This is a genomic window from Polaromonas sp. P4_F9 (genome assembly GCF_056401235.1).
Window position 1 is genome coordinate 168,148 of record NZ_JBFUJT010000001.1, and the last position, 25,990, is coordinate 194,137.

General features: G+C 64.1%; 30 protein-coding genes. 10 read left to right on the forward strand and 20 right to left on the reverse strand.

Annotated features, from left to right (window positions below; all coding sequences use genetic code 11):
• Position 1: 1 nt before the first annotated feature.
• The 4 genes from AC1DUB_RS00810 to AC1DUB_RS00825 all read left to right on the forward strand — a co-directional run bounded on the left by AC1DUB_RS00810 (position 2) and on the right by AC1DUB_RS00825 (position 2,894).
• Positions 2-889: a 2-dehydro-3-deoxygalactonokinase gene (locus AC1DUB_RS00810; protein ID WP_477727878.1), complete on the forward strand. Its 888-nt coding sequence runs from the start codon at positions 2-4 to the stop codon at positions 887-889.
• A 17-nt stretch (positions 890-906) separates the two neighbouring features.
• Positions 907-1,545, forward strand: coding sequence for a 2-dehydro-3-deoxy-6-phosphogalactonate aldolase (locus AC1DUB_RS00815; RefSeq protein ID WP_477727879.1), 639 nt, complete (start codon positions 907-909; stop codon positions 1,543-1,545).
• Positions 1,542-2,366, forward strand: a complete 825-nt coding sequence (locus AC1DUB_RS00820; RefSeq protein ID WP_477727880.1) for an SDR family NAD(P)-dependent oxidoreductase — start codon at positions 1,542-1,544, stop codon at positions 2,364-2,366. Before AC1DUB_RS00815 ends, AC1DUB_RS00820 begins: the two co-directional genes overlap by 4 nt.
• Positions 2,367-2,618: 252 nt before the next feature.
• Positions 2,619-2,894 (forward strand): hypothetical protein, encoded by a 276-nt coding sequence (locus AC1DUB_RS00825; RefSeq protein WP_477720771.1) that lies wholly within the window; start codon positions 2,619-2,621, stop codon positions 2,892-2,894.
• A 64-nt stretch (positions 2,895-2,958) separates the two neighbouring features.
• Here the strand turns inward: AC1DUB_RS00825 and AC1DUB_RS00830 are convergent, their stop codons facing one another.
• The 3 genes from AC1DUB_RS00830 to AC1DUB_RS00840 all read right to left on the reverse strand — a co-directional run bounded on the left by AC1DUB_RS00830 (position 2,959) and on the right by AC1DUB_RS00840 (position 3,876).
• A complete protein-coding gene (locus AC1DUB_RS00830) occupies positions 2,959-3,171 on the reverse strand; it encodes a GDCCVxC domain-containing (seleno)protein (RefSeq protein ID WP_477727881.1) in 213 nt (70 codons plus the stop codon).
• Positions 3,172-3,265: 94 nt separating this feature from the next.
• On the reverse strand, positions 3,266-3,706 hold the full coding sequence (locus tag AC1DUB_RS00835) for a CBS domain-containing protein (protein WP_477727882.1): 441 nt from the start codon (positions 3,704-3,706) through the stop codon (positions 3,266-3,268).
• Positions 3,703-3,876 carry a hypothetical protein gene (locus AC1DUB_RS00840; RefSeq protein ID WP_477727883.1) on the reverse strand — a complete coding sequence of 58 codons (174 nt, stop codon included), beginning with the start codon at positions 3,874-3,876 and terminating at the stop codon, positions 3,703-3,705. The genes AC1DUB_RS00835 and AC1DUB_RS00840 overlap by 4 nt, the downstream gene beginning before the upstream one ends.
• A 183-nt stretch (positions 3,877-4,059) precedes the next feature.
• On the opposite strand from AC1DUB_RS00840, the gene AC1DUB_RS00845 reads away from it, so the two are divergent.
• Positions 4,060-4,734, forward strand: coding sequence for a DNA-3-methyladenine glycosylase I (locus AC1DUB_RS00845; RefSeq protein WP_477727884.1), 675 nt, complete (start codon positions 4,060-4,062; stop codon positions 4,732-4,734).
• A gap of 212 nt (positions 4,735-4,946) precedes the next feature.
• Here the strand turns inward: AC1DUB_RS00845 and AC1DUB_RS00850 are convergent, their stop codons facing one another.
• From AC1DUB_RS00850 to AC1DUB_RS00870, 5 genes are all read right to left on the reverse strand, one after another.
• Positions 4,947-5,921: a magnesium and cobalt transport protein CorA gene (locus tag AC1DUB_RS00850; protein WP_477720767.1), complete on the reverse strand. Its 975-nt coding sequence runs from the start codon at positions 5,919-5,921 to the stop codon at positions 4,947-4,949.
• A gap of 119 nt (positions 5,922-6,040) precedes the next feature.
• A complete protein-coding gene (locus tag AC1DUB_RS00855) occupies positions 6,041-7,444 on the reverse strand; it encodes an MATE family efflux transporter (protein WP_477727885.1) in 1,404 nt (467 codons plus the stop codon).
• Between the two features lie 36 nt (positions 7,445-7,480).
• Positions 7,481-7,945, reverse strand: coding sequence for a MaoC family dehydratase (locus tag AC1DUB_RS00860; protein WP_477727886.1), 465 nt, complete (start codon positions 7,943-7,945; stop codon positions 7,481-7,483).
• Positions 7,946-8,008: 63 nt separating this feature from the next.
• Complete coding sequence (locus tag AC1DUB_RS00865; RefSeq protein ID WP_477727887.1) at positions 8,009-9,256, reverse strand: MFS transporter; 1,248 nt, start codon at positions 9,254-9,256, stop codon at positions 8,009-8,011.
• Positions 9,249-9,740 (reverse strand): MarR family winged helix-turn-helix transcriptional regulator, encoded by a 492-nt coding sequence (locus AC1DUB_RS00870; protein ID WP_477727888.1) that lies wholly within the window; start codon positions 9,738-9,740, stop codon positions 9,249-9,251. The genes AC1DUB_RS00865 and AC1DUB_RS00870 overlap by 8 nt, the downstream gene beginning before the upstream one ends.
• Before the next feature lie 39 nt (positions 9,741-9,779).
• On the opposite strand from AC1DUB_RS00870, the gene AC1DUB_RS00875 reads away from it, so the two are divergent.
• On the forward strand, positions 9,780-10,337 hold the full coding sequence (locus AC1DUB_RS00875) for a PaaI family thioesterase (RefSeq protein ID WP_477727889.1): 558 nt from the start codon (positions 9,780-9,782) through the stop codon (positions 10,335-10,337).
• Between the two features lie 93 nt (positions 10,338-10,430).
• On the opposite strand, the gene AC1DUB_RS00880 is transcribed toward AC1DUB_RS00875, so the two are convergent.
• A complete protein-coding gene (locus tag AC1DUB_RS00880) occupies positions 10,431-11,216 on the reverse strand; it encodes a slipin family protein (protein WP_477727890.1) in 786 nt (261 codons plus the stop codon).
• On the reverse strand, positions 11,213-12,574 hold the full coding sequence (locus tag AC1DUB_RS00885; RefSeq protein WP_477727891.1) for an NfeD family protein: 1,362 nt from the start codon (positions 12,572-12,574) through the stop codon (positions 11,213-11,215). Before AC1DUB_RS00885 ends, AC1DUB_RS00880 begins: the two co-directional genes overlap by 4 nt.
• A gap of 207 nt (positions 12,575-12,781) precedes the next feature.
• On the opposite strand from AC1DUB_RS00885, the gene gloA reads away from it, so the two are divergent.
• Positions 12,782-13,192, forward strand: coding sequence for a lactoylglutathione lyase (gene gloA / locus AC1DUB_RS00890; protein ID WP_011484451.1), 411 nt, complete (start codon positions 12,782-12,784; stop codon positions 13,190-13,192).
• A gap of 100 nt (positions 13,193-13,292) precedes the next feature.
• Here the strand turns inward: gloA and eda are convergent, their stop codons facing one another.
• The 3 genes from eda to AC1DUB_RS00905 all read right to left on the reverse strand — a co-directional run bounded on the left by eda (position 13,293) and on the right by AC1DUB_RS00905 (position 16,582).
• Positions 13,293-13,955 (reverse strand): bifunctional 4-hydroxy-2-oxoglutarate aldolase/2-dehydro-3-deoxy-phosphogluconate aldolase, encoded by a 663-nt coding sequence (gene eda / locus AC1DUB_RS00895; protein ID WP_477727892.1) that lies wholly within the window; start codon positions 13,953-13,955, stop codon positions 13,293-13,295.
• Positions 13,946-15,763 (reverse strand): phosphogluconate dehydratase, encoded by a 1,818-nt coding sequence (gene edd / locus AC1DUB_RS00900; protein ID WP_477727893.1) that lies wholly within the window; start codon positions 15,761-15,763, stop codon positions 13,946-13,948. The genes eda and edd overlap by 10 nt, the downstream gene beginning before the upstream one ends.
• Before the next feature lie 246 nt (positions 15,764-16,009).
• On the reverse strand, positions 16,010-16,582 hold the full coding sequence (locus AC1DUB_RS00905) for an OmpA family protein (RefSeq protein ID WP_477727894.1): 573 nt from the start codon (positions 16,580-16,582) through the stop codon (positions 16,010-16,012).
• Between the two features lie 112 nt (positions 16,583-16,694).
• On the opposite strand from AC1DUB_RS00905, the gene AC1DUB_RS00910 reads away from it, so the two are divergent.
• Positions 16,695-17,240: a gamma-glutamylcyclotransferase gene (locus AC1DUB_RS00910; protein WP_477728080.1), complete on the forward strand. Its 546-nt coding sequence runs from the start codon at positions 16,695-16,697 to the stop codon at positions 17,238-17,240.
• Positions 17,241-17,601: 361 nt separating this feature from the next.
• A complete protein-coding gene (locus AC1DUB_RS00915) occupies positions 17,602-18,117 on the forward strand; it encodes a superoxide dismutase family protein (protein WP_477727895.1) in 516 nt (171 codons plus the stop codon).
• 15 nt (positions 18,118-18,132) lie between these two features.
• Here the strand turns inward: AC1DUB_RS00915 and AC1DUB_RS00920 are convergent, their stop codons facing one another.
• The 4 genes from AC1DUB_RS00920 to AC1DUB_RS00935 form a co-directional block, all read right to left on the reverse strand.
• Positions 18,133-18,681: a nucleotidyltransferase family protein gene (locus tag AC1DUB_RS00920; protein WP_477728081.1), complete on the reverse strand. Its 549-nt coding sequence runs from the start codon at positions 18,679-18,681 to the stop codon at positions 18,133-18,135.
• The gene (locus AC1DUB_RS00925; protein WP_477727896.1) at positions 18,681-20,978 is read right to left on the reverse strand and encodes a xanthine dehydrogenase family protein molybdopterin-binding subunit; all 2,298 of its coding nucleotides are present in this window, start codon (positions 20,976-20,978) and stop codon (positions 18,681-18,683) included. Before AC1DUB_RS00925 ends, AC1DUB_RS00920 begins: the two co-directional genes overlap by 1 nt.
• 11 nt (positions 20,979-20,989) lie before the next feature.
• Positions 20,990-21,448: a (2Fe-2S)-binding protein gene (locus tag AC1DUB_RS00930; RefSeq protein ID WP_477727897.1), complete on the reverse strand. Its 459-nt coding sequence runs from the start codon at positions 21,446-21,448 to the stop codon at positions 20,990-20,992.
• Between the two features lie 156 nt (positions 21,449-21,604).
• Entirely contained in the window at positions 21,605-22,177 is a 573-nt protein-coding gene (locus tag AC1DUB_RS00935) for a TetR/AcrR family transcriptional regulator (RefSeq protein WP_477727898.1), read from the reverse strand.
• A gap of 171 nt (positions 22,178-22,348) precedes the next feature.
• On the opposite strand from AC1DUB_RS00935, the gene pdxH reads away from it, so the two are divergent.
• Positions 22,349-22,999 (forward strand): pyridoxamine 5'-phosphate oxidase, encoded by a 651-nt coding sequence (pdxH, locus tag AC1DUB_RS00940; protein WP_477727899.1) that lies wholly within the window; start codon positions 22,349-22,351, stop codon positions 22,997-22,999.
• 7 nt (positions 23,000-23,006) lie between these two features.
• On the opposite strand, the gene folK is transcribed toward pdxH, so the two are convergent.
• From folK to AC1DUB_RS00955, 3 genes are read right to left on the reverse strand one after another with little or no spacing between them, the layout of a single operon-like run.
• The gene (gene folK / locus AC1DUB_RS00945; protein WP_477727900.1) at positions 23,007-23,513 is read right to left on the reverse strand and encodes a 2-amino-4-hydroxy-6-hydroxymethyldihydropteridine diphosphokinase; all 507 of its coding nucleotides are present in this window, start codon (positions 23,511-23,513) and stop codon (positions 23,007-23,009) included.
• Positions 23,514-23,531: 18 nt separating this feature from the next.
• The gene (pcnB, locus tag AC1DUB_RS00950; RefSeq protein ID WP_477727901.1) at positions 23,532-25,190 is read right to left on the reverse strand and encodes a polynucleotide adenylyltransferase PcnB; all 1,659 of its coding nucleotides are present in this window, start codon (positions 25,188-25,190) and stop codon (positions 23,532-23,534) included.
• A gap of 60 nt (positions 25,191-25,250) precedes the next feature.
• The gene (locus AC1DUB_RS00955) at positions 25,251-25,922 is read right to left on the reverse strand and encodes a histidinol-phosphatase (RefSeq protein WP_477727902.1); all 672 of its coding nucleotides are present in this window, start codon (positions 25,920-25,922) and stop codon (positions 25,251-25,253) included.
• Positions 25,923-25,990: the final 68 nt, after the last annotated feature.

A 25,990-nucleotide genomic window follows, 5' to 3' on the forward strand; every position in this document is an offset into this window, starting at 1 on the left:
CATGAGCCCCCTGCTGGCGGTTGACTGGGGCACGTCCTCGCTGCGCGGTGCGCTGCTGGCGCCCGATGGCCAGGTGCTGGAAGAGCGCGCCTTTGCGCGCGGCATCCTGACCGTCGCGCCAGGTGAGTTTCCAGCGGTGTTTGACAGCTGCTTTGGCGCATGGATGAACCCGAAAACGCTGTGCCTGATCTCCGGCATGGCCGGCAGCCAGCAAGGCTGGCTGGAGGCGCCCTACTGCCCCTGCCCTGCGGGCTTCGACAGCATTGCCGGTCAGCTTGCGTGGGTGGAGCCGGGCCGCATCGCCATCGTGCCCGGCTTGTGCATTGAAGCCGGCGGTGTACCTGACGTGATGCGCGGAGAAGAAACGCAGGTGTTCGGCGCCCTGCAACTGCTGCGGCTGGACAACGCCCGGCTGGTATTGCCCGGCACGCACAGCAAATGGGTCACCGTCAGCAATCGCCGCGTCACGGATTTTTCAACCTGGATGACCGGCGAGTTGTACGCCCTGCTGCGCCAGCACTCCATCCTGGCGCGTACGCTGCCGGCCACCGATCCCGCTCCCGACGCTGCAGCCTTTGAGCAGGGTGTCGCCCATGCCTTGCGCAGCCAAGGCCTGCTGCACACGGCGTTCAGCACGCGGACCCTGTCGCTCTTCAAGCGCATGGCCACCGACGCATTGCCCAGCTACCTGTCGGGGCTGGTCATTGGCGAAGAACTGAAGTCCCAAACCCTGCAACGCGGCGATACCGTGGTGGTCATGGGCGCGCCAGCGCTGACCGCCCGTTATGAGCAGGCGCTTGCGCAGCTGGGTGTCACGGTCCAGCGCGTCGGCGACGGCGCCACCTGGCGTGGCCTGCGCGCCATTGCCGACACCCTGCCCCACCCTTGAAAGCCACACCAGACACCATGAACGCCCATCAAAAATTCTCCAATGCCCTGCAGACTGTTCCACTGGTCGCCATCTTGCGCGGACTGCAGCCAGCAGAGGCCCTGCCGGTCGGCCAGGCCCTGGTGTCCACCGGCTGGACACTGATTGAAATCCCCCTGAATTCGCCGCAGCCGCTGGACAGCATTGCGGCCATGGCGAGCGCGTACCCTCAGGCGTTGGTCGGCGCCGGGACCGTGCTCACGCCTGACGACGTGCGCAATGTGCAGGCGGCCGGCGGCCAGCTGATCGTCTCGCCCAACTYCAACCCCGCGGTCGTGCGTGAGGCCGCGCGTCTGGGCATGGTCTGCCTGCCTGGCGTGATGACGGCCAGCGAGGCGTTTGGCGCGCTGGAGGCTGGCGCCAGCGGCCTGAAGATTTTCCCCGCCGAAATGATCACGCCCGCCGTGGTGAAAGCACTGCGCGCGGTGTTGCCGGCCAGCACCGTGGTGCTGCCGGTGGGCGGCATCACGCCCGACAACATGGGCCCTTACCTCGCGGCGGGCGCCAACGGCTTTGGCATCGGCTCCGCCCTGTACAAACCCGGCACGCCAGCCGCCGACGTGGCAGAAAATGCCTTGAAATTCATGGCAGCCTGCGCTGGTACTATCCGGGCATGAACGCTCCAACACCCAGCCCATCCTCCCTCATTTCATTCGGGCTGGCCGGCCGCGTCTGTATCGTTACCGGTGGCGCACAGGGCATTGGCGAGGCCTGCATCAGGCGCTTTGCGCGCGAACAAGCCAAGGTCGTCATTGCCGATATCGACGACGCCAGAGGCGCTGCGCTGGCCCGTGAAGTGGGTGGCCTGTATGTGCACTGCGATGTGGGCGACAAGACCCAGGTCGATGCACTGGTGGCGCAAACCATCGCCGCGCACGGCCGCATTGATGTGCTGGTAAACAATGCCGGCATTTTCCGGGCCGCCGATTTTCTGGACGTCACGGAAGCCGACTTCGACGCGGTCCTGCGCATCAACCTCAAAGGCTCATTTCTCGTGGGCCAGGCCGTGGCGCGCGAAATGGCCAAAACCGAAGCAAGACCAGGCGTCGGCGGGTCCGCCTCGCGGGGCAGCATCGTCAACATGAGCTCGGTCAATAGCGTGCTCACGATTCCCACGATTGCCAGCTACAACGTCAGCAAGGGCGGCATCAACCAGCTCACGCGTGTGATGGCGCTGGCGCTGGTGGACAAAGGCATACGCGTCAATGCCGTGGCCCCCGGCACCATCGCCACCGATTTGGCTGCCAAAGCCGTGCTGACCAGCGAAGAGGCCAAAGCCCGCATCATGAGCCGCACGCCGATGAAGCGCCTGGGTGAACCGTCGGAAATTGCCGACACGGTCGCCTACCTGGCCAGCGATGCCGCCAGCTACATCACCGGTGAAATCGTGATGGTTGACGGAGGACGGATGACGCTGAATTACACCGTGCCGGTCTGAGGAGCAAGCACGCTCGCGGCAGGTTTGCGTTCCTGTGCTGCCCGGCCGGAAGCAGGGCATCAAACGACAGGCGCACGCGCCATTTTGAACGGGCCGGCTCCAGCAGTGCGCCAGAACCCGCACCCGTATCTGGAAAGACTGGAAAGACGCCAACTCTGCCTGATTTTTTTGAGTTATGGCGCTTGTCCTGTACACGCATGATCCGATTCCGCCGTTATGGAGGTATCCGCAAAATGCGAGGAATCCATCACCATGCAAGTTCACGCAGAACAAGTCAAACGGGTCGATAAAGCACACCGCGCCGACGAGCAAATATTGCTGCTGGCAGAGGTCGATTTCAAGTGGCTCATGGCTGGGCTCGGCTGGTGGATTGACGCGGCCCGCTTTCATAGCGACCCGGCCTATGCCGCCGGCCTCCTGCGATTGGCCATGGCATCACCTTCTTTTGCGCTGCGGGACTGTGCCGCTTCGTTGCAGGCTCAAATGAGCCGCCCTGCTGCATGCAACGCCGGGCGAGCCGGCCCCTGACGAGCCACGATCCAGATATACAGACACCAACATACCGGAACCTTGACCAGGGAGAGTTGCGGCCTCAGTCACAGCACCCGGCCTGCTCCTGCTGCGGCGGGCACTTGACGGAGCCGTAGGAGCAATAAACGCAGCAGTCGCCAGCCTTGGGCCTCAGCATCGCCTTGCAGTTTTCGCATTCTAAAAAAAACTGGCAGGCACCGGTTGGCATGGTCTCCCGTTTTGCATGGCCGCAAAGCGGACACGTCAGGATCGACTCAAGGATTGGCGTGTTCATGCGGACGGCCCCATCGCGCGATCCCGATTGCCTGGGTCCTGAAAAGGCAGGTCCTGGGGCCCGGAGCACTACTCGCCCGTCGCCGGATGACCCGTCACCCTTTCACGCCCGCAATGTAGTGTTCGAGCTGCTGGATGATGAAACTCTGCTCGGAAATGATGTCCTTGACCAGATCACCGATGGAAACCAGGCCGATGAGCTTGCCATTGTCTATGACGGGCAAGTGGCGAAGGCGCTTGTCTGTCATCAGCGCCATGCATTCCTCGTTGGTATGGCCGGGGCCCACGTACTGCACCGGTGAACTCATGATGTCGCGCACCGGCGTTTCCCTGGACAAGCGGTCCACCAGGAGCATTTTCCGCGTGCAATCGCGTTCGCTGATGACGCCCACGAACTCTTCGCCGTCCAGCACCAGGAGCGCACCGAGGTTCTTCTCCGCCATCAGCTTGACGGCATCCCGTACCGGCGCCGACGGGGAGACGGTGTAGACCTTGTGATCTGCCTTCGACTTGAGGATTTGTGCAACGTCTTTCATGGCTTTTCCTTCGCGGTCTGCAGCCGTTGAACACCATCACGCGCCATCACGGCGACGGGTGCGGGTAAGCTGCTTCCCGACCCGAATAAAGCGCTCACGCGGATCACCCGCATCGCATCCACCACGGCGGTCACATCTGGCAACCAGTGATGATCGCCTCTCAATTTCATTCTAGGTGTCGTCATGCCCCTCGTCAAACGGGCTCAGCGGCCCCCGCACTGCAACCCGACAGATCCAGACATGAACGCATGCCTTCGCGTCCCTGGTGGCGTTGCCAAGCCCTGTCGGCGTGCCCGCATGCGGAGTCGAAAATCCATTAAAAAACCGCGCCATCAGGGGGCATAAAATTTCGTATGACCTCTGACCTCACCGCAGCTGATAAAACGACGTCGCCCGGGGCGGCCGCCGGCCTTTTCACGGATGACATTCACACCGTCCGCTGCGCCTGGTGCCAGGCCACGCCGCTGTATCGCCACTACCACGACAGCGAGTGGGGTTTCCCGGTGGCGGACGAGCGCCGGCTGTTCGAAAAAATCTGCCTTGAGGGTTTTCAGGCGGGCCTGAGCTGGCTGACCATCCTGAACAAGCGCGAGGCCTTCCGCAGCGCTTTTGCCAATTTCGAGGCGGAACAGGTGGCCGAATTTGGCGAGAGTGACGCCAAGCGCCTGCTCGGCGATGCCGGCATCGTGCGGCACGCCGGCAAGATTGCCTCGACCATCAACAACGCCCGGCGTGTGATCGAACTGCGCCGCGAATTCGGATCGCTGGGCGCCTTTGTCTGGCGGCTGGAGCCCGAGGCGGCCAGCCGGCCCGAGCGCATCACGCAGGAAGCCGTCAGGGCCATGCCGGTTTCAGCCGCCGCCACCGCGCTGTCAAAGGACCTCAAGAAACGCGGCTGGACCTTTGTGGGGCCGACCACGCTATATGCCTTCCTGCAGGCCATGGGTCTGGTCAATGATCATCTGGAGGGCTGCGCCAGCCGGCAAAAGGCCTTGGCCGCCCGGGCAGCGTTCAAGCCCCCGTGCTAGTGCAGTGTTGCATGCTTGATGGGACAAATAAAAGCGATGGATTTTGGGTCAGGGCAAGGCGCAAACCACAGCGATACCCGAGGTATCGCGCGGATTTGCAACGCCGCCATGACGCAAAAGACGCGGTTTTATGTTCCAGATAGCATGCAACACTGCACTACCGTGAGGCCCCGCGTGGCATCCGCCCGCCCGGCCCCGCCCCTTCCTCCCTGCTATAGCCAGCGTGCGCGCTTGAAGCGCCGGTAGAGCAGCGCGCAGGCAATGGCAATCATGCCCAGCGCCATCAGATAGCCGTAGCGCCACTTGAGTTCGGGCATGTTTTCAAAGTTCATGCCCCAGATGCCCGCAAACGCGGTGCACACCGCAAAAATACTGGCCCAGGCCGCCAGGCGTTTGGTGACTTCACTCTCTTCAATCGTGACCATCGCCAGGTTGACCTGGATAGCCGTGCCAATGGTGTCCCGCATGTTGTCAATCAATGCATTGATGCGCGTCAGGTGGTCACCCACATCGCGAAAATACTCCTGCACGCCGGCGCAGATATGCGGCACCCGGCCACCATGCAGCTTGCTTGCGCCTTCCAGCAGCGGCGCCACCGCATGCTTGAGCACCATCACCCGGCCCTTGAGCTCATACAGCCGCTCGATGTTGGAGCGGGCCGAGTCTTTTAAAAAGATGTCCCGTTCGATGATTTCCAGCTCGGTCTCGAGCTGGTCGATGATGGGAAAGTAGCGGTCCACCACTGCATCCATCAGTGCATACAGCACAAAGCCGGAGCCATGCCGCAGCAGTTCGGGCTCCCCCTCGCAGCGAGCGCGTACACCCAGGAAGCCCTTCTGGCTGCGGTTGCGCACCGAGAGCACATAGTTGCTCCCGGTGAACACATCGACCTCGCCGATGTTGAGTTCGCCGGGATGGTCCGGCACCGGCTCGACCAGTTGCAGCACGGAAAACAGCGAAGCGCCATACTCCTCGATTTTGGGCCGCTGATGGCCATGCCGCGAATCTTCAACCGCCAGCTCATGCAGTCCGAATTCATGCTGCATTTCCTCGAGTTCTTCCGGCGTGGCGTCCTGCAGCGCCACCCATACAAAGGCATCGGGGTGCGAAAGATATTCGCTGATCTCGCTGACGGGAATGTCAGCCAGTTTGGTGCCGTTCTGGTAGACCACGCAATTGATGAGCATAGGAGGCGTCGCCGGAATAAGCAGGTTAGGTTGGGACGATTCTGGCACACCGAAGCGGGCTGGCGTGACAGGGACAGCCCTATGCCCTGACCACCGCCTACCCTCTCACGCCCGCAGGCTCACCCGGACTGGAAACGGCGCAGCAGCGTTGCCGTGCTGCACGGCCAGCCGACCCGGCCGAACCAGGCCCCGCCAGCAATGGCAGCGGCAATGACCACGCCATAAACCACCAGCGCCGCGCCCTGTGCAACAAACACCTGAACCAGGCTGCCGCCCCAGCGGATGGCCAGCCAGCCGCCAAGGGCGGCGACCACCAGGCGCGCCAGGTTGCCCATCACGGGCCAGAGCAGGCGGGCCGCCCCCTGCGAGGCGAAATACAGCACGAGGCCGAGGCCGAAAAATCCATAGAGCGGACCGACCGCGCGCAGGTAAAGCGTTCCAGCCTCGAGCATGGCCGGATCGCTACCGAACAGCGAAAGCCAGGCCCGCGGAAATGCAGCCGCCACCAGACCGATCGATTCGGTCAGCGCAAAGGCAATGGCCGCGCCTGTCCAGGCCGCACGCAACGCGCGTTCATGTTGGCCCGCCCCCATGCAGGTGCCCACCATCGCGACCAGCGGCGCACCCAGGCCAAAAACCAGCGGTACCAGCAAATACTCCAGGCGTGACGCCGTGCCGTAACCGGCAATGGCCGCAGGTCCGAAGCCGCCTGCCAGAGATGTCGCGACCGCAATCGACAGATTGGTCGCTGCGGTGGAAATGGAACCAATCAGGCCAATGCGCAAAATGTCCCGGAAAAGGGGCCAGCGCAACTGGACGTTTTGGAACGAAGGCTTGAGCAGGCTGCGGCTCGACCCCAGGTACACAAGCAGCGCGATGCTGCCGGCGAGGTAATACAGCAACAGCGCAATCGCGCCCCCCGCAATGCCCAGCGCCGGAATCGGACCCCAGCCAAAAATCAGCAAGGGCGACAGCGGCACCAGCGCCAGAACGCCCGCGACCGTGACGTTGGCGGGCACGGCCATGTTGCCGGTACCGCGTATGACCGCCGCCAGCGAGTTGAACAGCCACACCAACACCGCGCCGGCGAACACCCAGTTTGAATAGACCAGCGCCGCCTGCAGCGAAGCGCCGCTGCCGCCCATCTGCACATACAGCCAGCGGCCGCCCAGCAACAGGCACAGGCTGAAGGCCAGGCCAAAACCCAGCGCGATCACCACGGCATGCAATACCAGCGCGTTGGCATCATCGCGCCTGTTGGCACCCAGCGCCCGGGCCACCGACGAGGCAATGCCCCCGCCCATCGCACCGGCCGAGGTCATCTGCATCAGCATCACGAGGGGAAACACCAGCGCCATGCCGGCCAGCGCATCGGTGCCCAGTTTTCCGACAAACCAGGTTTCGATCAGGCCCACCGCAGCCTGCGCGACCATCACCAGCACATTGGGCGCGGCAAGGCGCAGCAGCGTGGGGCCGATCGGCGCTTCCAGCAGGAGGCGCGTACGCTGGTCAATGCCTGTCATGCCGTTCCCCGCTTCAACCCATGAGCAAACCGTGAGTCAGCTCGGCCTGCGGGGCACGACCACCTTGTTGACAGAGATTTGCAGCACCTCACCGCGCTGGTTGCGCGTCTCGCTGCGCACCGTGGCCATGCCGCGGTCGGGCCTGGAACGCGACGGCACAATGCCGGTGATCTCGCTCTCGACCTGCAGGACATCCGTGGCGCGTGTGGGCCGGGGCCAGCTGAGTTCGACGCCGGCACCCACGATGCCGCCAGCAATCGGCAAGCCGCCGGTCACCAGCAAACGCATGGTCACGGCAGCGGTATGCCAGCCGCTGGCGGCCAGCCCGCCAAACAGGGTGGCCTTGGCCGCCTCCTCATCGAGATGAAAGGGTTGGGGGTCGAACTGCGTGGCAAAGGCCTTAATCTGCGCCTCGTCCATGGCGTGCTCGGCACTGGTGTATTTGTCGCCCACCTGGAGGTCTTCAAGGTAGAGCGCGGCTGAAGGAGAGGCGTTTGTCATGGGGTCTATTCCTATTCCTGATCGCTTATGGCGTCATGGCTTGATGGGTTGAAAGCGCGGTGGTCAGGCTGCCGCAGACATGGCGCGGCGAGGCAGACCGGCTTCGCGGATCGGCAGGTTCACCAGCGCAGCGCCGGCGGCCAGCACAATGTCGATGTACCAGACCCAGTCGTAACTGCCGGTCACCTGAAACACATAGCCGCCGAGGAAGGCGCCGAGAAAGCCGCCGACCTGGTGCGCCAGCATCACCACGCCAAACAGCATGGCCATGTTGGAGGTACCGAACATCTTGGCGACCAGCCCTGCCGTTGGCGGAACCGTCGAGAGAAAAGTTACGCCCATGACGGCCGCAAAGACCAGCATGACGGCCGGCGTTTTGGGCGCCAGCAGGAAGGCCAGCACGGCCAGACCACGCGTGGTGTACAGCAGGGCCAGCAGCGACTTCATGCGCCAGCGGCCGACAGCCCAACCCATCGCCAGGCTGCCGACGATGTTGAACAGGCCGATCATCGCGAGCGCCCAGCCGCCCACCTCGGGCGGCAGGCCGCAGGCCGCCACCACGCCCGGCAGGTGCGTGGCCAGGAAGGCGACGTGAAAACCGCACACCAGAAAACCCAGGCTGAGATAGAGGTAGCTGGGCGTGGCAAGCGCCTCGCCAATCGCCTGGCGCGCGCTGAGCGCCTTGGTGCCAGAGGCCGCTGCGGCCTGCGCGGCCAGGGCTTTCGAGTTGCCCTTGAGCGTCCACACCGCCGGCAGCGCCAGCAGCACCAGCACGCCAAGCCATTGCATCGCGCTGGCCCAGCCCACAGCGGCCGTCAGGCCAATGGCGATGGGCGCCATGGCGAACTGGCCGAAGGAACCGCCGGCGTTGACGATGCCGGTGGCCAGACCCCGTTTTTCAGGCGGCACCAGGCGCGTGCTCGCGGCCATCAGGACCGACGGACCGGCCATGCCGGCGCCGCCCGCGGCCAGTACGCCGATGGCAAAAATCAGGCCGGCCGTGCTGGTCATGAGCGGTGTGATGAAGGTGCCCACGGCGACCAGCAGCACACCGATGAAAATCACCCGGCCGGTGCCGATGCGGTCGGCCACGGCGCCGGCAAAGGGCTGTGTCAGGCCCCACCAGAGCTGGCCGAAGGCAAAAGCCAGGCTGATGCTGCCAATGCCCAATGCGGTCGACGTGTTGAGCGCCGACAGGAACAGGCCCATGGTCTGGCGCACGCCCATGGTGAGGGCAAAGACGCCGCCGGCTGCCAGCAACACCAGCCAGAGTGCGGCCTTGCGCGGGCCAGCGGTTTGGGGCTTATTCATCATCGGTTCCAGGTTCAGGTTCAGATTCAGTGGAGGACAGGAGCTCAAGCGATTCATTGATCAGCCTGTGCAAGGCCAGCACACGTTCGGCGCCCAGCCGCCGGTTCAGGCCTTCCTGCGCGACCTTCCAGCGCAGGCGGGCCTCTTCACGTTTGTTGCGACCTGCCGGCGTGATGGCCACAATGCGGCTGCGCGCATCGCTGCCCGCAGCCAGCTCAACCCAGCCCGCGTCAATCAGCGGCTTGAGGTTGCGTGTGAGGGTGGAGGCACTGAACTTCATGCTCTGCGCCAGTTCACCGGGACGCAGGGGCCCCAGCTTCAAAACATGGCTCAGCAACGAATACTGCGTGGTCTTGAGCCCCGCCTTGGCCATTTCAAGGTCATAGTGGTGAGCCACGCGCCGCATCAACTGGCGCAGCCTCAGGTTGGTGCAACCCTGAGCCTTCAACTCGGCTTCGATTGACAGGGATGATTTATCGCTCATAATTTGATTGTATCTACAACTGTTGCATATGCAAATTAAATGAACACAAAGACCCCACAAGACACGTTGACACAATGGATGGAACAAAGCGCAGCAGTGCGCGCCCGCATGCTGGCGGGCGGTGGCAAGCCAGGCCTTGCTGGCCCCGAACAGGTGGCGGGCAAGACCGGCATGGAGGTGATGCAGGCCATGCTGGCCGGTGAGTTTCCCTACCCCCACATTGCCGAAACGCTGGACTTCGCGCTCATTGAGGTAGAGCCCGGCAAAGCCATCTTCCAGGGAACGCCGCAACTCAAGCACTACAACCCGCTGGGTACGGTGCATGGCGGCTGGTACGCCACGCTGCTCGATTCAGCCGTGGGCTGCGCCGTGCACTCCATGCTTCCCGCGGGCCGGGCCTACACGACGGCGGAGTTGAGCATCAACATTGTGCGGGCAGCGTCGCACCAATCCGGCCCGCTGCGCGCCATCGGCACGGTGATCCACTGTGGCCGGCAACTGGCCACGGCGGAGGGCCGCATCGTCGGGCCGGATGGCAAGCTGTATGCGCATGCCACGACGACTTGCCTGGTCTTTGAGGTGCCGGCGCGGGCATAAGCGCAGCAAGACGCAGCGAGACGCCGCTGCTCATGTGAGCGCTGAATGCGTCGGGAGCTGCCACCCGCCAGGCAAAAGAAACTCAGGAGTTCCTCAGGAGTTCAACTTGCCCGTGTCCGGCTTCAGCCTTTCCAGGAAGGGCGTCAGCAGATCCAGGGGAAGCGGGAAAACAATGGTCGTATTCTTGTCCGCACCGATGACCGTCAGCGTTTCCAGATAACGCAACTGGATCGCCTGCGGCTCCTGTGCGAGGATTTTGGCCGCCTGGAACAGCTTCTCGGAAGCCTGCAGTTCGCCCTCGGCGTGTATCACCTTGGCGCGGCGCTCGCGCTCCGCTTCCGCCTGTCGCGCGATCGCCCGGATCATGGACTCGGTCAGGTCGACCTGCTTGATCTCGACATTGCTGACCTTGATGCCCCAGGAGTCGGTCTGCGCATCGAGCGCCAGCTGGACGTCCATGTTCAGCTTCTCCCGCTCAGCCAGCATGTCGTCGAGCTGGTGCTTTCCCAGCACCGACCGCAACATGGTCTGGGCAAGCTGGCTGGTGGCATTGAGGTAATCCACGACCTGGATGATGGCCTTTTGCGGGTCGATGACGCGCAGGTAAACGACCGCGCTGACCTTGACCGACACGTTGTCGCGCGAGATGACGTCCTGCGTCGGAACTTCCAGCACCACGGTGCGCAGGTCCACCCGCACCACCTGCTGGATGATCGGGATGATGATGACCAGGCCCGGCCCCTTGACCTGCCAGAAACGCCCGAGGGTAAAGACAACGCCGCGCTCGTACTCGCGGAAGATGCGCACCGCCTGAAACAAAAAAGCGATGACCAGGAGTACAGCCAGGACACCGCCCAGCCAGCCAAATCCGATGTTCATTTTGTTTCTCCTTCAGAGCGGGTGGGCTCGACGGTCAGCACCAGCCCGTTGATGCCAACCACTTTGACTGTCTGGCCGATTCCGAGCGGGGCGTTCGCGTGTACTTTCCACACTTCGCCATGGACCCGCGCAAACACGCCGCCTTCGGTGCTGGCAAGAACCTCTCCGCTCGCGCCGAGCATCTGCTCGCGGCCGCTCACCACCGGCCGCTGACGCGCACGCATGGCGAAGTTCAACACAACGAGGAGGAAGCCGATGCTCACCGCGGTCACACCCGCAATGAGTTGCCAGGGGATGCGGTAGCCGGGCACATCGGTGTCTATCAGCATGATCGAGCCCATCACGAAGGCCACGACGCCCCCCATTCCCAAAACGCCGAAGCCCGGCGCAGAATGCTCCGCGATGAGGAGGCCGACACCCAGCACGATCAGTGCGAGGCCGGTATAGCTGACCGGCAGCAACTGCAAGGCGAACAGCGCCACCAGCAGGCTGATGCCGCCAATGACGCCCGGTAGCACGAGACCCGGGTTATAGAACTCGAACAGCAAACCATAGAGGCCCAGCATGAGCAGCAGATAGGCAATGCCCGGATCGGTGATAACGACCAGGATCCGGGTGCGCCAATCCGGCAGGTATTCGATGATTGTGGCGGTTCCGGTGGCGAGCCGTCTTTCCTGGCCCAGCACCGGGATCTTCCGGCCGTCGAGTTGCCTGAGCAACTGCGGAAGGTCGGCTGCGATCACATCGATGACGTTCAGTTTGAGCGCCTCCTCCGCGGACAGGCTGACCGCCTCGCGCACCGCCTTGTCGGCCCAGTCGGCATTGCGGCCGCGCAGTTGCGCGAGCCCGCGTATGTACGCTGCGGCATCGCTTGTCTGCTTGCGCGTCATGGATTGCGCGGTGGATGGGGTGTCGGAGGCGCGGTCGCCCTCCTTCTCGGCTTTGCCCTTGGCCGCACCGGGCTCGCGCGGTTCGGACTGTGGCCCGATGCTCACCGGCGTCGCCGCGCCCAGGTTGGTCGCAGGCGCCATGGCGGCGATATGGCTCGCATACAGGATATAAGTGCCGGCACTTGCGGCGCGTGCGCCGTTCGGTGTCACGTAGCTGGCGACTGGAACCGGCGAAGCGAGAATGTCCTTGATGATCGCGCGCATCGAGAGGTCAAGGCCGCCCGGCGTATCCATTTTGAGCACGACGAGCTGCGCCTTGAGCTCGACCGCTTTCGCCAGGCCGCGCTGCACGTAGTCGGCGTTGGCAGGTCCGATGGCCCCGCTCTGCGTCAGGACAACAACAGGGGCAGCCGGCTGTGCAACAGCCAGCGACGACCAGAGGATCAATAACAGTGCGATGATCCGCATCAATCCGCCTCCAGGCCAGCAGCCCATTCAACGAACCTGTATAGCTAACTGTGCCACAAATCGCGCCATCGAGACAGACAAAAGAAGAGGGGGCAAAAAGCGGTGAAAAAGCGGCTTTCCGAAGGTCTGCCGAGCGACCGCGGCCAACCACTCCAGGGTGCTGAACACGCCCCTGCAAACTTCTCCCGCTAGCGGGATAATCCGCGCATGCGACTACTCCACACCATGCTGCGCGTTGGCAATCTCCAGCGCTCCATCGACTTCTACACCCAGGTGCTCGGCATGAAGCTGTTGCGCACCTCCGAAAACCCGGAATACAAGTACAGCCTGGCCTTCGTCGGCTATGAAGGCAACCCGGCGCAGGCCGAGATTGAGCTGACTTACAACTGGGGCACCGAAAGCTATGAGCTGGGCACGGCCTATGGCCACATTGCGCTGGGCGTGCCGGACGCTTATGCCGCCTGCGAAAAGATCAAGGCCGCGGGCGGCAATGTCACGCGCGAAGCCGGCCCCGTCAAGGGCGGCAAGACGGTGATTGCCTTTGTGACCGACCCGGACGGCTACAAGATTGAGTTGATCCAGCGCGCCGAAGATGGCGGCGGTGCCGGTTTGCGTTGAGGCTGACAGGCGCTGTATCTTTTATAGCTCCTGGCGCCCATTTTTATTGGGCTAGAAGCCGATTTCGCGCATGAACGCCCAGGCTTGAGCGTTCCCCGGCTCAGGCAGCCTGCCGCTGCAGCAGGCAGGCCTGCTGCGCCAATGCAGTGATCTGTGCCCAGTCGCCACGCGCCAGCGCGTCCGCTGGCGTGAGCCAGGAGCCGCCAACGCAGACCACATTGGGCAACGCCAGAAACTCCGCGGCGTTGGCCGTGGAGACACCGCCGGTCGGGCAAAACTTCACATCGCCAAACGGGCCGCCCCAGGCCTTGAGCATGGCCGGGCCGCCTGCCTGCATGGCCGGGAAAAACTTGAGCTCGGTCAGCCCGTCTTCCTGCGCCATCATGATCTCGCTGCCGGTCGCCACGCCGGGCAGCAGGGGCAAGCCGGCATCACGGCAGGCCTGGCCCACGGCATGGGTGTAGCCCGGGCTCACGGCAAAGCGGGCGCCGGCCATGGCGCAGGCCTGCGCGTCGGCGGCGCTGCGCACCGTGCCGGCGCCGGCCACCGCTTCGGGCACGTCGCGCGCAATGGCCTCGATGCAGGCCAGCGCCTGCGGCGTGCGCAAGGTCACTTCCAGCATGCGGATGCCGCCCGCCACCAGCGCCCGCGCCAGCAGCACAGCCTGGTTGACATCGGTCAGCACAATCACGGGAATCACGGGCGCGTCCCGCATGACCTGCAAGGCCGTCAGCTTTCCGCTGAGATCCAGAGTTACATCCACGATAAAGCTCCTTCTTCCGCCGTCAGGGCATGGCGGCGCATGCCGGTAAATAATTCGCGGCCCAGGCCAATGCCGTTGTCCCTGCGCAAAGCAGGCGGCATGGTGTCGACCTGGCGTGCCGCCCATTCTGCTTCAGGCACGAGAACCTGCAACTCGCCGGTGACGGCATCGAGCCGGATCATGTCGCCGTCCCGCACCTTGGCCAGGGGTCCGCCCGCGGCGGCCTCGGGCGACACGTGGATGGCCGCCGGCACCTTGCCCGAGGCGCCGCTCATGCGGCCATCGGTGACCAACGCCACTTTAAACCCCTTGCCTTGCAGCACCGCCAGCGGCGGCGTGAGCTTGTGCAGTTCCGGCATGCCATTGGCCTGCGGGCCTTGCCAGCGCACCACGCACACCACGTCGCGATCCAGTTCCCGGGCATTGAAAGCGGCGTGCAAGGCTTCCTGCGAATCGAACACGCGGGCGGGTGCTTCAATCACGTGCCGGTCATCGGGGACGGCGGAGACCTTGATCACGCTGCGGCCCAGGTTGCCCTGCAGCAACTTGAGCCCGCCGCTGGGACTGAACGGCTTGCCGGCAGAACGCACAATCGACTCATCTTTCGAAGCGCCGATTTCATGCCAGGCCAGCGAAGCCCCGGCCAACGCCGGTTCACGCGTGTATTCGCGGATACCGCCCTCGCGCACCGTCAACACGTCCTCATGCATCAGGCCGGCGTCCAGCAGTTCGCGAATGATCAGCCCGGGGCCGCCTGCCGCCTGGAACTGGTTCACGTCAGCGCTGCCGTTGGGGTATACATGCGCCAGCGTCGGCACCACATCGGACAAGTCGGAAAAATCATTCCAGTCAATCACGATTCCGGCCGAGTGGGCCACCGCGACCCAGTGAATCAGGTGGTTGGTGGAGCCGCCCGTGGCGAGCAGGGCCACCATGGCGTTGACGATGGCCCGTTCATCGACGATCTGGCCGATGGGCGCAAAGCGTTTGGACTTGGTGATGCCCAGCACCGTGCGGGCCGCCTCCCGGGTGAGCTCCTCGCGCATATCGTTGCCCGGGTTGACAAATGCGGTGCCGGGCACATGCAGGCCCATGGCTTCGAGCAGCAGCTGATTGCTGTTGGCCGTGCCGTAAAACGTGCAGGTGCCGGGGCTGTGATACGACTTGAGTTCGGCTTCAAGCAGGCCTTCGCGACCCACCAGTCCCTGCGCGGCCAGTTCGCGCACGCGGGCTTTTTCCTTGTTGGGCAGCCCCGTGGTCATGGGGCCTGCCGGCACAAACACGGTGGGCAAATGACCGAAATGCAAGGCGCCGATCAGCAGGCCCGGCACGATCTTGTCGCACACGCCGAGCATCAGCGCCGCGTCAAACATGTCGTGCGACAGCGCCACGGCGGTGGCCATGGCAATCACATCGCGGCTGAACAGGCTGAGCTCCATGCCGGGCGTGCCCTGCGTGACGCCGTCGCACATCGCGGGTACGCCGCCGGCCACCTGCGCCGTTGCGCCCAGCTTGCGCGCCTCGTCCTTGATCAGGGCGGGGTAGCCCTGCAGGGGCGCATGCGCCGACAGCATGTCGTTGTAGGCGGTGACGATCCCGATGTTGGGTGCCTTATGGGTGACCACCTTGAAGCGGTCGTCCAGCGGAATACCCGCCACCGCGTGCGCCACATTGGCGCAACCCATGCGGTCGACGCCCGGATCACGACCGGCCGCCACCTGCAACTGCTGCAGGTAGGCGCTGCGCGTGGGGCGGCTGCGCTCGACAATGCGGGCCGTGATGCGGGAAATTGTGGAATGAAGAACCATGCGTTGCACCTTAAGTCATGTAACTTTATTACGGACTCTATGGTAACGGGTTACCGACGCTTTTGACACCCTTGTGGTTACCGTGTGGTTACCAAAACGGGACCAAGAGATAACGCAAAGGACAACTCAAAGGCCCCAGGCACAGCGCTTGTCCGGCTGGTTTTTACCGGCGGGTCCGATGTCTGCCGAGCGCTCGCAGGGCTCTTGCAAGGGCTCTCGCAGAACGCTTGCAAGACGCCCAGTCACCTATTGAATGCTGATTTCGACACGCCGGGCGTCGGCATCGCTTCCGCTGCCGGCCATTTGCTCGGGCTTTTTCAGCTCGATCTGCCGCTCGGCAACACCCGCAGCCTTCAGGGCGTCCCGCACCGCGAGGGCGCGCTGCCGGGCCAGGCTGACATTTTTTGTCGTGTCACCGGTGGCATCATGAAACCCGGCAATGACCAGCCTGCGGCCGGACTTTGATGCTTTGACCAGATCAGCCATGGCGTCGCCGGCGCCTGCGGCAAGGTCTGCCTTGCCGGACGCGAAGTAAAACTTCACGACTCCGTATTCAACCTTGACGCTGGCTGCATCGGCGGCCGCCTGCGCGGCGCTGCGGCTGATTTCTGCCGGCGCCGCGCTGGCGGCATCCGGTGGTGCGGCGTCGGGCACAACCATGGGGACGGAGATGGCGGAAGGCGCAGGCGCCGGAACACCGCGCGGGTCAACGCGAAGGCCGATCACCACGGCCATCAGCAAGGCAATCACCAGCGCCACCAGGCCAAAGACGACCGTCAACACCAGGCCCAACTGGCCGTCATCGTCCTGAGAAAACATCAACCCACTCCCGTCACACAAAAACTCGGACCATTGTAAAGTGTGGGTCGTGGCAGACTCCGCAAAATCAATCAGCTTTCCGCACCCTTCCCCCTCACGCAATCCGGCCCACATGCTGGAAACCGTGATACGCGAATGGGGTGGCCACACCGACCTCTGGATCTTTGCCTACGCGTCGCTGATCTGGCGGCCCGAATTCGAATTTGCGGAAGAGCGTTTTGCCACCATCCATGGCTACCACCGCGCGCTGAAAATGTGGAGCAACCTGAACCGCGGCACACCCGAGTGCCCGGGCCTGGTATTTGGGCTGCTGCATGGTGGCAGCTGCAAGGGCGTGGCGTTTCGCATTCCGCAGGCGAGCGTGACTGCAGCCCTGCCCGCCTTGTGGGAGAGGGAAATGCCCAACGGCGTGTACGACCCCAAATGGCTGCGCTGCCAGACGGCACTGGGCGATGTGCGGGCCCTGGCCTTCACGCTGTCAAAGCGCAGCCCCAGCCACACGGGCGTGCTCACTGAAGACACCTACCGGCAGATTTTTTCAGACTCCTGCGGCCGCTACGGCACGACCCGCGACTACGCCCAATTGACGTACGACAAGCTGCGCACCCTGGGCATTCACGACCACGCACTCGGAAAACTGTTGCAGCTCGCCTGTTGAAGCCCGCGCAGGACACTCCACGAGCCGAAGGCAAAGAGCTACACACAGCGAGCGAGGGTGGGGACTCTTCACCCCAGCAGGGGCCGCGGGACTGGCTTTGCCAGACCGCAGGCGCAGCGGCCCCCTCGGGGGGCAGGGAGCTACACGCAGTGAGCGAGCGTGGGGGCTCTTCCCTCCAGCAGGGGCCGCGGGACTGGCTTCGCCAGACCGCAGGCGCAGCGGCCCCCTCGGGGGGCAGCGCAGCACACGAAGTGGCAAGCGTGGGGGCGATATTGCCAGCAGTGGCATTGCCGCTTAAAGTAGGGTCCACACCTTCCCCGGCAGCTTGACCGTCACCTCACCAAACACAAGGAAAAAAACCATGAAATCCCGTTTGACACTGCTCGCCAGCGCCCTTGTTCTGACAGCCTGCGCCTCGATGACCAGCGGCCCGCGCGCCGTGGCCCAGCTCCAAAGTACCACGGGCAACACCGCCACCGGCACCGTCAGCTTTACCAAGAGCGGGGACAAGGTGGTCGTGACAGGTGAAGTGCGCGGCCTCAAGCCCAACGCCGAGCATGGCTTTCATGTGCATGAAAAAGGCGACTGTTCCAGCGGCGACGGCATGAGCGCCGGTGGCCATTTCAACCCCGATGGCAAGCCCCACGGCAGTCATTCAGACATGGCACACCATGCCGGCGATTTGCCCAGCCTGAAAGCGGATGCCAGCGGGGTCGCGAAATTCAGCTTTGAATCAACATCCATCGCGGTGGGCAGCGGCCCCAGCGACGTGACGGGCCGCGGGCTGATTGTTCACCGTGACCCGGACGACTACAAAACCCAGCCCACCGGCAACGCCGGCCCACGGCTGGCGTGCGCTGTGATCACGCGGGCCTGAACTTTTCGGGCCGCTTCAGCGCTGGCCGAGCAGCATTTCGGCGCGGCGCAAGTCTTCCAGCGTGTCGATGTCGGTGACCGTGCCGGGATCAACGACGTCGATAAACGCTACAGAATTGACAGCCTCCTGCGCGCGTACGACCGAAGCCGCACCCTGGTCTCCCTTTAAAGCCAAAAGGCCGGCTCGGCACGTGGCCGAGAAACCAACCGGGTGGCCGCGCGCCCCGTGGAACACCGGAATCACCACCGCGCGCTGCGCCAGCATTTCAGCAACAGCCCTCAGCGTGGCGCCCTGCACCAGCGGCAAATCGGCCGGCAGAATCAGCCAGCCCGAAGCCCCGGACGTGGCCCGCACGGCCGCTGCAATCGAGTCGCCCATGCCGGGATGGCCCGCATTCTCAAGATGCCAGGGCAGCCCGCTGGCAGCCACGGCATCCAGCGTGTGCTGCAACACCGGCTTGCCCGCCAGCAGCGCCTGCAGCTTGTGCGTGCTGCCGCCGGACGCGATGAAGCGCTCGCCCCGGCCCGAGGCCAGCACCAGCACCGTGGGCCCGGTGCCGTCCATCACGCCAGCTTGAAAGGCAACTCGCGCGGCGCGGGCTTGCCCGTAAGCCTGGCGATTGCGTTGGCAAATGCCGGGGCCAGCGGCGGCAAGCCGGGCTCGCCCAAGCCCGTGGGCGCATCGGCGCTGGGCACGATAAACACGGCCACCGTGGGCATGTCGGTGATGCGCGGCACCGGGAAATCGCCGAAATTGCTTTGCTCCACCACACCGTCCTTCAACGTGATGGCAGCGCCCGGCAGGCACATCGACAGGCCCATCAGCGCCCCGCCCTGAATCTGCGCTTCGATGCTGGTCGGGTTGATGGCGAGGTTGCAGTGCACCCCGGCCGTGATGCTGTGCAACACCGGCGTCTTGTCCTTGACGGAGGCTTCGACCACATAGGCCACCACGGTGTTGAAGGACTCGTGGACCGCCACGCCCCAGGCGCGTCCGGCCGCCAGCGTGCGTTTGCCGTAGCCGGACCTGCTCACCGCCAGCTGCAATGCAGCGGTATGGCGCGGGTGCTTGGTGCCGAACTGCTTGAGGCGGTAGGCCACCGGATCCTGGCCCGTGCTGCGGGCGATCTCGTCAATCAATGTTTCCATCACATAAGCGGTGTGGGTGGAACCCACACTGCGCCACCACAGCACCGGCACGTTCAGCTTGGGGTGGTGCACCGACAGCCGCATCGGAATCTCGTAGGGCTCCTTCATGCCCTCGACCATGGTGCCGTCCACGCCGTCCTTGACCATGAAGCTCTCGAAGGGCGTGCCCCCCAAGATGGACTGGCCGACGATCACGTGGTCCCAGGCCAGAATGTCGCCCTTCGCGTCGAAACCAATCTCGGCGCGGTGCAGGTGCATGGGGCGGTAGTAGCCGCCCTTGATGTCGTCCTCGCGGCTCCATAGGGTGCGCACCGCGGCCGTCAGCCCGGCGCCGCGTGCGGCCTTCGCGACATTGCAGGCTTCGACCACGTAGTCGCTGCTCGCGATCGCGCGGCGGCCGAAGCCGCCACCGGCCATCTGCACGTTCATCTTGACGTTTTGCGGGGTCACACCCAGCACCTTGGACGCAGCCAGCGTGTCCAGGCCAGGCATCTGCGTGCCCAGCCAGAGTTCGGCCCTGGCATCTGCGCCCTGCCCGCTGAGCTGCACCGTGCAGTTCAGCGGCTCCATGGGCGCATGGGCCAGGTAAGGGAACACAAACTCGGCGCTAATTTTCTTGGGCGCCGCAGCCAGCTTGCTGACGTCGGCGTCGTATTTGAGCGTGCCGGTTTTCTGCGCCAGCGCGCGGTAGCTGGTGAGTTGCTGCGCGCTGTCCACTTTTTCGACGCCGCTGGTGTCCCAGTCGACCTTCAGCGCATCTCGGCCCTGCTTGGCAGCCCAGTAGCCATCCGCCACCACCGCCACGCCTTCGCCGCCACGGTCCAGCGGCACACGCAGCACGGCCTTCACACCGGGGATGGCCCGGGCCGCCGCGTCATCCAGCGATTTGACCTTGCCGGCAAACACCGGCGGATGTGCCACCACCGCCGTCAGCATGCCGGGCAGGCGCACGTCGATGCCGTAGCTTTGGCCGCCGCTGGATTTGGCGCGCGCATCCAGCCGGCCCGTGGGCTTGCCAATGATGCGGAACTGTTTGGGATCCTTGAGCGTGACCGCCTCCGGCACCGGCAGCTTCATGGCCGCTTCGGCCAGCTCACCGTATGTCAGGCGCTTGCCGCCAGGGCCTATCACCACGCCCTGCTGGGTACGCAGGCTGCCTGCGTCGACGCCCCATTGCGCGGCGGCCGCCGATACCAGCATGGCGCGGGTGCGGGCGCCGAGCTCGCGGTACTGTGTGTAGGAGTTCTTGATCGAGCCCGACCCGCCCGTGAGGTGCATGCCGAATGCCGGGTCCACATAGGCCGGGTCGGCATTGCCGTGCTCGCTCTTCACCAGGCGCCAGTCCGCATCGAGCTCCTCGGCCAGGATCATGGGCAAACCGGTTTGGACGCCCTGCCCGAACTCCAGCCGGTTGATGGTGACGGTCACCGTGCCGTCCCGGTCGATGCGTACAAAGGCCGAAGGCTGCTGGGTCGGCTTGAGGCTGGACGCCGCAGCCGGCGCGCCGGCTGTCGCCATGGTTTGCGCCTGCGCCAGCAACGGAAAAGCCCCCAATGCAAAGCCGCTGGTGGTCGCAACCTTGAGGAAGCTGCGCCGCTGCAGGGCCGCGCTTGCGATGCTCTCCGTGGCGTCTTGCGCCTTGTGCATCAGGGCCTGAAGGCCTTTTGGCAATTGCCCGGCGATGTCGAAGGTGTCTGTTGAGTTGGAATACATGGTGTTCTCCTTCAAGCCAGGGCCAGGGCGGCGTCTTTGATGGCGGCACGAATGCGCACATAGGTGCCGCAGCGGCAGATGTTGCCGGCCATGGCAGCGTCGATGTCTGCGTTGGTCGGTTTGGCCTTGGCCTTGAGCAGGGCGGTGGCGCTCATCACCTGGCCGCTCTGGCAATAGCCGCACTGGGCTACGTCGTGCTTGACCCAGGCTTCCTGCACGGCCTTGCCTACGCGGTCGGCAGCCACGGCTTCTATGGTGGTGATTTTCTGGCCCACGGCCGCCGATATCGGCGTCACGCAGGAGCGGATAGCCGCGCCGTTGAGGTGCACGGTGCAGGCGCCGCACAGCGCGGCACCGCAGCCGAACTTGGTGCCCGTCATGCCCAGCGTGTCACGCAGGGCCCAGAGGATGGGGGTGGACTCGTCGGCATTGACGGGGGTGTCCTTGCCATTGATGTTGAGGGTGGGCATCGTGGAACTCCTTGCGGGTTGAAAGTAAGAAGAGAAGTCGAAAAGAAGTCAAAAGGGAATCGGCGAATTACTTGACGAATTTATATTCGCTTAAAGTCGGGTTTTATCAAAAAAACTTGGCCTACGAAAAACAGGGGTATTAGGTTTTCGAGCGATTCACGCCTTGATGGCGTCCCAGCACAGGGTGAAGGCCGCCTGGTGCACGGCCTCGTCGTCGGGCAGCACCTGGGTGCGTATCAGGTTGGCGGTTTCCCGCACCGAGCCGACCACGCTGGCCGTCAGCAGGGGCAGGGGCACGGGCTTGAATATCTCCTGCTGCTGGCCCTCTTCCATCAGCGCGAGGAAGCTCGCCGCCAGCCGGGCCGACAGCTCGCGATTACCCTGCGTGAACCACGGGGAGTTGTAGTACTGCTCCTGGAACACCACTTCCGCGTAGCGCTCCAGCCGGTGTCGCAGCAGGTTGCCCCAGATGCGACGCACCCGGCTGCGCAGCGGGGCGCCGGACACCACGCCGTCCATCAGGCGCAGCATGGTCGCGGTTTTGGCCTCTTCGTAGAGCTGGCTGATCAGTTCGTCCTTGGACGGGTAATAGACGTACAGGGTGCTCGTGGCAATACCCGCCGCTTTGGCAATATCGGCCATGGTCAAACCGCTCAGGCCGGTCTGGGCCACCAGGTTGAAGGTGGCTTCAGCGATGGCACGCTGCTTTTCATCGTCTTTGGGTTTCATGTCAGGTGGAAATATAGCCGAATATTAATTCGCTTTCAAGTACCCTCAAACAGACCCTTAAATAGCCCCCCTTAAATAGACTATTAAACAGACCATCAAACAGCGAATAGCGTCATGCCAGCCTGGGCCAGCCACGCCGAGGCGCCCACTGAACCGTGCACAATCGTGACCATGAGCAACCCCACCCTCGACCTGGCCGACCTCCGCAAAAGCTACGAACGCGCCGAACTCAATGAAGACGCCTCGCACGCCGACCCCTTGAAGCAATTCGACCAGTGGCTGAACGAGGCCATTGCGGCGCAGGTGCCGGAGCCCAATGCGATGACGCTGGCGACCGTGGACAGCAAGCTGCGCCCCTCCACCCGCGTGGTGCTGGTCAAGGGCTATGACGCGCGCGGTATTGTCTGGTTTACCAATTACAACAGCCGCAAGGGCATCGATCTGGCCGGCAATCCTTATGCAGCCTTGCAGTTTCACTGGGTCGAACTCGAACGTGTCGTGCGCATTGAAGGCGTGGTCGAGAAAGTCTCCGCGGAGGAAAGCGATGCCTACTTCAACAGCCGCCCGCTGGATTCGCGTATTGGCGCCTGGGCCAGTCCGCAAAGCGAAGTCATTGCCAACCGCAGTGTGCTGGTGACCAATGCGGCCAAATATGGCGCCAGATTCCTGCTGCAGCCTCCGCGCCCGCCACATTGGGGCGGCTACCGCCTCCAGCCCGACAACTGGCAGTTCTGGCAGGGCCGCAAAAGCCGTCTGCATGACCGCCTGCGCTACACGCTGCAAGCCGATTCAAGCTGGCTGCGCGAGCGCCTGGCACCCTGAGAACCCGCTACGTCACGAAGTCGCCCAGCCGCTCAATGGCCTGGTGCGCGACCGCCGCGAGCTGTTCGGGGCTCACCCGCTCCGGTGCAATTTCCGCCAGCGGCACCAGCACAAAAGCCCGCAGCAGCATGCGCGGGTGCGGCACCGTCAGTTGCGCTGAATCGATGCTGGCGCTGCCGTAGAGCAGCAGGTCCAGGTCCAGTGTGCGCGGGGCGTTCCGGTAGGGTCTTTGGCGGCCGGCCTCCTGCTCGATCCGCTGCAGCTGCTCCAGCAACGCCGGCGCGGCCAGGCCTGTTTCCAGCTCGAGCACCGCATTGAGGTAGTCGCCGCCCGGCGCGGTGGCCTCGCCCGAATCGGTGTCCAGCGGTGCTGTTTTGTAGAGGCCGGACATCCGGCGGACCTGCGTGAACGGCAGGCGGTCCAGGGCGCTTGCCGCCTGCCTCAGCGCTGCCGCTGCGTCACCGAGGTTGGCCCCCAGGGCGATGTAGGCCTGAACGACGCGCTCAACGCTCACGGCTCACACTCCAAAAGGTCAAGGGTTGGTGGCAACACCTGGCGAGGGCTGGTCGCTGCCGCCAGCGCTGCCTTCTGCACTGCCGGGATCGGCTGCATTGGCGCGATTCGCCGGTTTGCGACGTCGGCGGCGTTTTCGGGCCGGCGCCATGTCGCCCTGTTCTGACGCGGTTTCGGGTTGATCGGCGTCCGTGCGGGCACTGGATGGGCTGGCGGATGAACCGTCCGCCTCCGCCTCCGCGTCCTGGCGCTTCACGCGCGTGCGCGGATGCTGCGGCTTTTGCAGTTGCTCCTGGCGCGCCTCTTCAATCATGGCGTGGCGTTCATCGTCATACGCGGTGCTGAATTTTTCCCACCACTCGGCCAGCGCCATGTCGACTTCACCGGTCTGCGCGCGCAGCCGTAAAAAGTCAAAACCGGCGCGAAAGCGTGGCTGCTCCAGCAGCGAATACGGCGAGCTGCCAACACGCTTTTCAAACCGCGGCTGCATGGTCCATATTTCCCGCATGTCGGTGCCCAGCTTGCCGCGGCCCGAGACGTCGCCAATCTTGGCGTTGAACGCGTCATCAATCGCATCCTGCAGCGCCGGCATCAGGTGTTCGCCCCGCTTGCGGCGCCGCGCCCAGCCGTCGCGCACATCGGACCACAGGATGCACGACAGCAAAAAGCTGGGCGCCACCGGTTTGCCTTCGCCCACGCGGCGGTCGGTATCTTTCAGCGCCAGGTTCAGGAAGGGCTCATGGGCAGCATCTACCACCACATCCAGCAGCGGGTAGATGCCGGTACCCAGGCCCAGGGTCTTGAGCTGCTCAATGCTGGCCAGCGAATGGCCGGTCTGCAGCAGCTTGAGCATTTCATCGAACAGGCGCGACTGCGGCACGTCGGCCAGCAGGCCGCTCATCTCGCGCAAGGGCGCTGAGGTCTTGTCTTCAAACTTGAATCCCAGCGCACTGAGTTTGGCGCCAAAGCGCACCGCGCGAATGATGCGCACCGGGTCTTCGCGGTAGCGCACGACCGGGTTGCCGATCATGCGGATGATCTTTTTCTTCGCGTCGCGGATGCCGTTGTGGTAATCGACCACGATCTGGGTTTCAGGGTCGTAGTACATGGCGTTGATGGTGAAGTCGCGCCGCGCAGCGTCTTCTTCCAGCGGGCCCCAGACGTTGTCGCGCAGCACGCGGCCCGAGCTGTCGACGGCATGCTTCATGCCGGCCAACTCGCTCTTGCTGGTGCGCTCGTTGCCGCCCACCTGCTCCGCCAGGCTGCTGTCCAGGTGCGCGCGGAAGGTCGAGACCTCAATGACCTCGTGCTCGCGGCCGCGGCCGTAAATCACGTGAACGATGCGAAAGCGCCGGCCGATGATAAAGGCGCGGCGAAAGAGGCTCTTGACCTGCTCGGGTGTGGCGTCAGTGGCCACATCAAAGTCCTTGGGCCGCAGGCCGACCAGCAGGTCGCGCACGGCGCCGCCCACCACATAGGCTTCAAACCCGGCCTGTTTCAAGGTGCGCACGACATCCATGGCGCGGTCGTCGACCAGCTTGGGGTCGATGCCGTGTTCTTTGGGACCGACGTCCTGGCGCTTGCCGAAAGGTAATTTTTTGATCCGCCTGCTTTCGGAAGCAGTGGTCTCGGTGCTGCCGGATTTACCAAACAGCTTGTCGATGAATTTTTTGATCATGAAAACAGAATTTTGCGGGCTAGCCCGTCGTTGCGGGGCGGCTGGCGCCGCCCTGGTCAATTAGAACAGGTCAAGTATGCGCCATCCGCGCTCGGTGGCGATGGCGCGCAGGCGTTCATCCGGATTGGTGGCCACCGGGCAGCTCACCTTCTCCAGGAGCGCCAGGTCGTTGAGGGAGTCGGTGTAAAAGCAGGTTTGCACATCGTGCCAGCCCAGCTGGCGGGTGGCCAGCCACTGCTCCACGCGGGCAACCTTGCCTTCCCGGAAGGACGGCGTGCCCCTGATTTCACCGGTCAGCTGGCCCTGGGCGTCACGCGCCAGTTCCACCGCGATCAGTTCCTTCACACCAAAAGCCTCGGCAATCGGACGGGTCACGAACTCGTTGGTGGCCGTGACGATCACCAGCTCGTCGCCGGCATCGCGGTGCTGTTGAACCAGCGCCAGGGCCTGCGGGGTAATGAGTTTTTGCACCACTTCCTGCATAAAGCGGGCATGGGCAGCCATCGATTTGGCTGCGCCCTGCTCGCGGATGGCTTGCGTGGCAAAGCGTACATAGTCGTGAATGTCGAGCGTGCCGGCGCGGTATTGCGCAAAGAATTCGGCGTTGCGGCGCTTGAACTCGGTGGCCTCGCACCAGCCCTGCGCAATGGTGAACTCACCCCATTCGTAATCCGAGTCAATCGGGATCAGTGTGTGATCCAGGTCGAACAAGGCAATCTTACGGGCCCCCACGCTTGTCGCTTTGCGTACCACGCTGCCCCCCGAGGGGGCTAATTTCCCTTGGGGCGGCCCGGCGGGAA

What these genes read in the sequence shown, in the direction of transcription:
- AC1DUB_RS00810 (WP_477727878.1), top strand. Translation starts at nt 2, where the DNA reads ATGAGCCCCCTGCTGGCGGTTGACTGGGGCACGTCCTCGCTGCGCGGT.
- AC1DUB_RS00820 (WP_477727880.1), top strand. Translation starts at nt 1,542, where the DNA reads ATGAACGCTCCAACACCCAGCCCATCCTCCCTCATTTCATTCGGGCTG.
- AC1DUB_RS00825 (WP_477720771.1), top strand. Translation starts at nt 2,619, where the DNA reads ATGCAAGTTCACGCAGAACAAGTCAAACGGGTCGATAAAGCACACCGC.
- AC1DUB_RS00830 (WP_477727881.1), bottom strand. Translation starts at nt 3,171, where the DNA reads ATGAACACGCCAATCCTTGAGTCGATCCTGACGTGTCCGCTTTGCGGC.
- AC1DUB_RS00835 (WP_477727882.1), bottom strand. Translation starts at nt 3,706, where the DNA reads ATGAAAGACGTTGCACAAATCCTCAAGTCGAAGGCAGATCACAAGGTC.
- AC1DUB_RS00840 (WP_477727883.1), bottom strand. Translation starts at nt 3,876, where the DNA reads ATGAAATTGAGAGGCGATCATCACTGGTTGCCAGATGTGACCGCCGTG.
- AC1DUB_RS00845 (WP_477727884.1), top strand. Translation starts at nt 4,060, where the DNA reads ATGACCTCTGACCTCACCGCAGCTGATAAAACGACGTCGCCCGGGGCG.
- AC1DUB_RS00850 (WP_477720767.1), bottom strand. Translation starts at nt 5,921, where the DNA reads ATGCTCATCAATTGCGTGGTCTACCAGAACGGCACCAAACTGGCTGAC.
- AC1DUB_RS00855 (WP_477727885.1), bottom strand. Translation starts at nt 7,444, where the DNA reads ATGACAGGCATTGACCAGCGTACGCGCCTCCTGCTGGAAGCGCCGATC.
- AC1DUB_RS00860 (WP_477727886.1), bottom strand. Translation starts at nt 7,945, where the DNA reads ATGACAAACGCCTCTCCTTCAGCCGCGCTCTACCTTGAAGACCTCCAG.
- AC1DUB_RS00865 (WP_477727887.1), bottom strand. Translation starts at nt 9,256, where the DNA reads ATGAATAAGCCCCAAACCGCTGGCCCGCGCAAGGCCGCACTCTGGCTG.
- AC1DUB_RS00870 (WP_477727888.1), bottom strand. Translation starts at nt 9,740, where the DNA reads ATGAGCGATAAATCATCCCTGTCAATCGAAGCCGAGTTGAAGGCTCAG.
- AC1DUB_RS00875 (WP_477727889.1), top strand. Translation starts at nt 9,780, where the DNA reads ATGAACACAAAGACCCCACAAGACACGTTGACACAATGGATGGAACAA.
- AC1DUB_RS00880 (WP_477727890.1), bottom strand. Translation starts at nt 11,216, where the DNA reads ATGAACATCGGATTTGGCTGGCTGGGCGGTGTCCTGGCTGTACTCCTG.
- AC1DUB_RS00885 (WP_477727891.1), bottom strand. Translation starts at nt 12,574, where the DNA reads ATGCGGATCATCGCACTGTTATTGATCCTCTGGTCGTCGCTGGCTGTT.
- gloA (WP_011484451.1), top strand. Translation starts at nt 12,782, where the DNA reads ATGCGACTACTCCACACCATGCTGCGCGTTGGCAATCTCCAGCGCTCC.
- edd (WP_477727893.1), bottom strand. Translation starts at nt 15,763, where the DNA reads ATGGTTCTTCATTCCACAATTTCCCGCATCACGGCCCGCATTGTCGAG.
- AC1DUB_RS00905 (WP_477727894.1), bottom strand. Translation starts at nt 16,582, where the DNA reads ATGTTTTCTCAGGACGATGACGGCCAGTTGGGCCTGGTGTTGACGGTC.
- AC1DUB_RS00910 (WP_477728080.1), top strand. Translation starts at nt 16,695, where the DNA reads ATGCTGGAAACCGTGATACGCGAATGGGGTGGCCACACCGACCTCTGG.
- AC1DUB_RS00915 (WP_477727895.1), top strand. Translation starts at nt 17,602, where the DNA reads ATGAAATCCCGTTTGACACTGCTCGCCAGCGCCCTTGTTCTGACAGCC.
- AC1DUB_RS00920 (WP_477728081.1), bottom strand. Translation starts at nt 18,681, where the DNA reads ATGGACGGCACCGGGCCCACGGTGCTGGTGCTGGCCTCGGGCCGGGGC.
- AC1DUB_RS00925 (WP_477727896.1), bottom strand. Translation starts at nt 20,978, where the DNA reads ATGTATTCCAACTCAACAGACACCTTCGACATCGCCGGGCAATTGCCA.
- AC1DUB_RS00930 (WP_477727897.1), bottom strand. Translation starts at nt 21,448, where the DNA reads ATGCCCACCCTCAACATCAATGGCAAGGACACCCCCGTCAATGCCGAC.
- AC1DUB_RS00935 (WP_477727898.1), bottom strand. Translation starts at nt 22,177, where the DNA reads ATGAAACCCAAAGACGATGAAAAGCAGCGTGCCATCGCTGAAGCCACC.
- pdxH (WP_477727899.1), top strand. Translation starts at nt 22,349, where the DNA reads ATGAGCAACCCCACCCTCGACCTGGCCGACCTCCGCAAAAGCTACGAA.
- pcnB (WP_477727901.1), bottom strand. Translation starts at nt 25,190, where the DNA reads ATGATCAAAAAATTCATCGACAAGCTGTTTGGTAAATCCGGCAGCACC.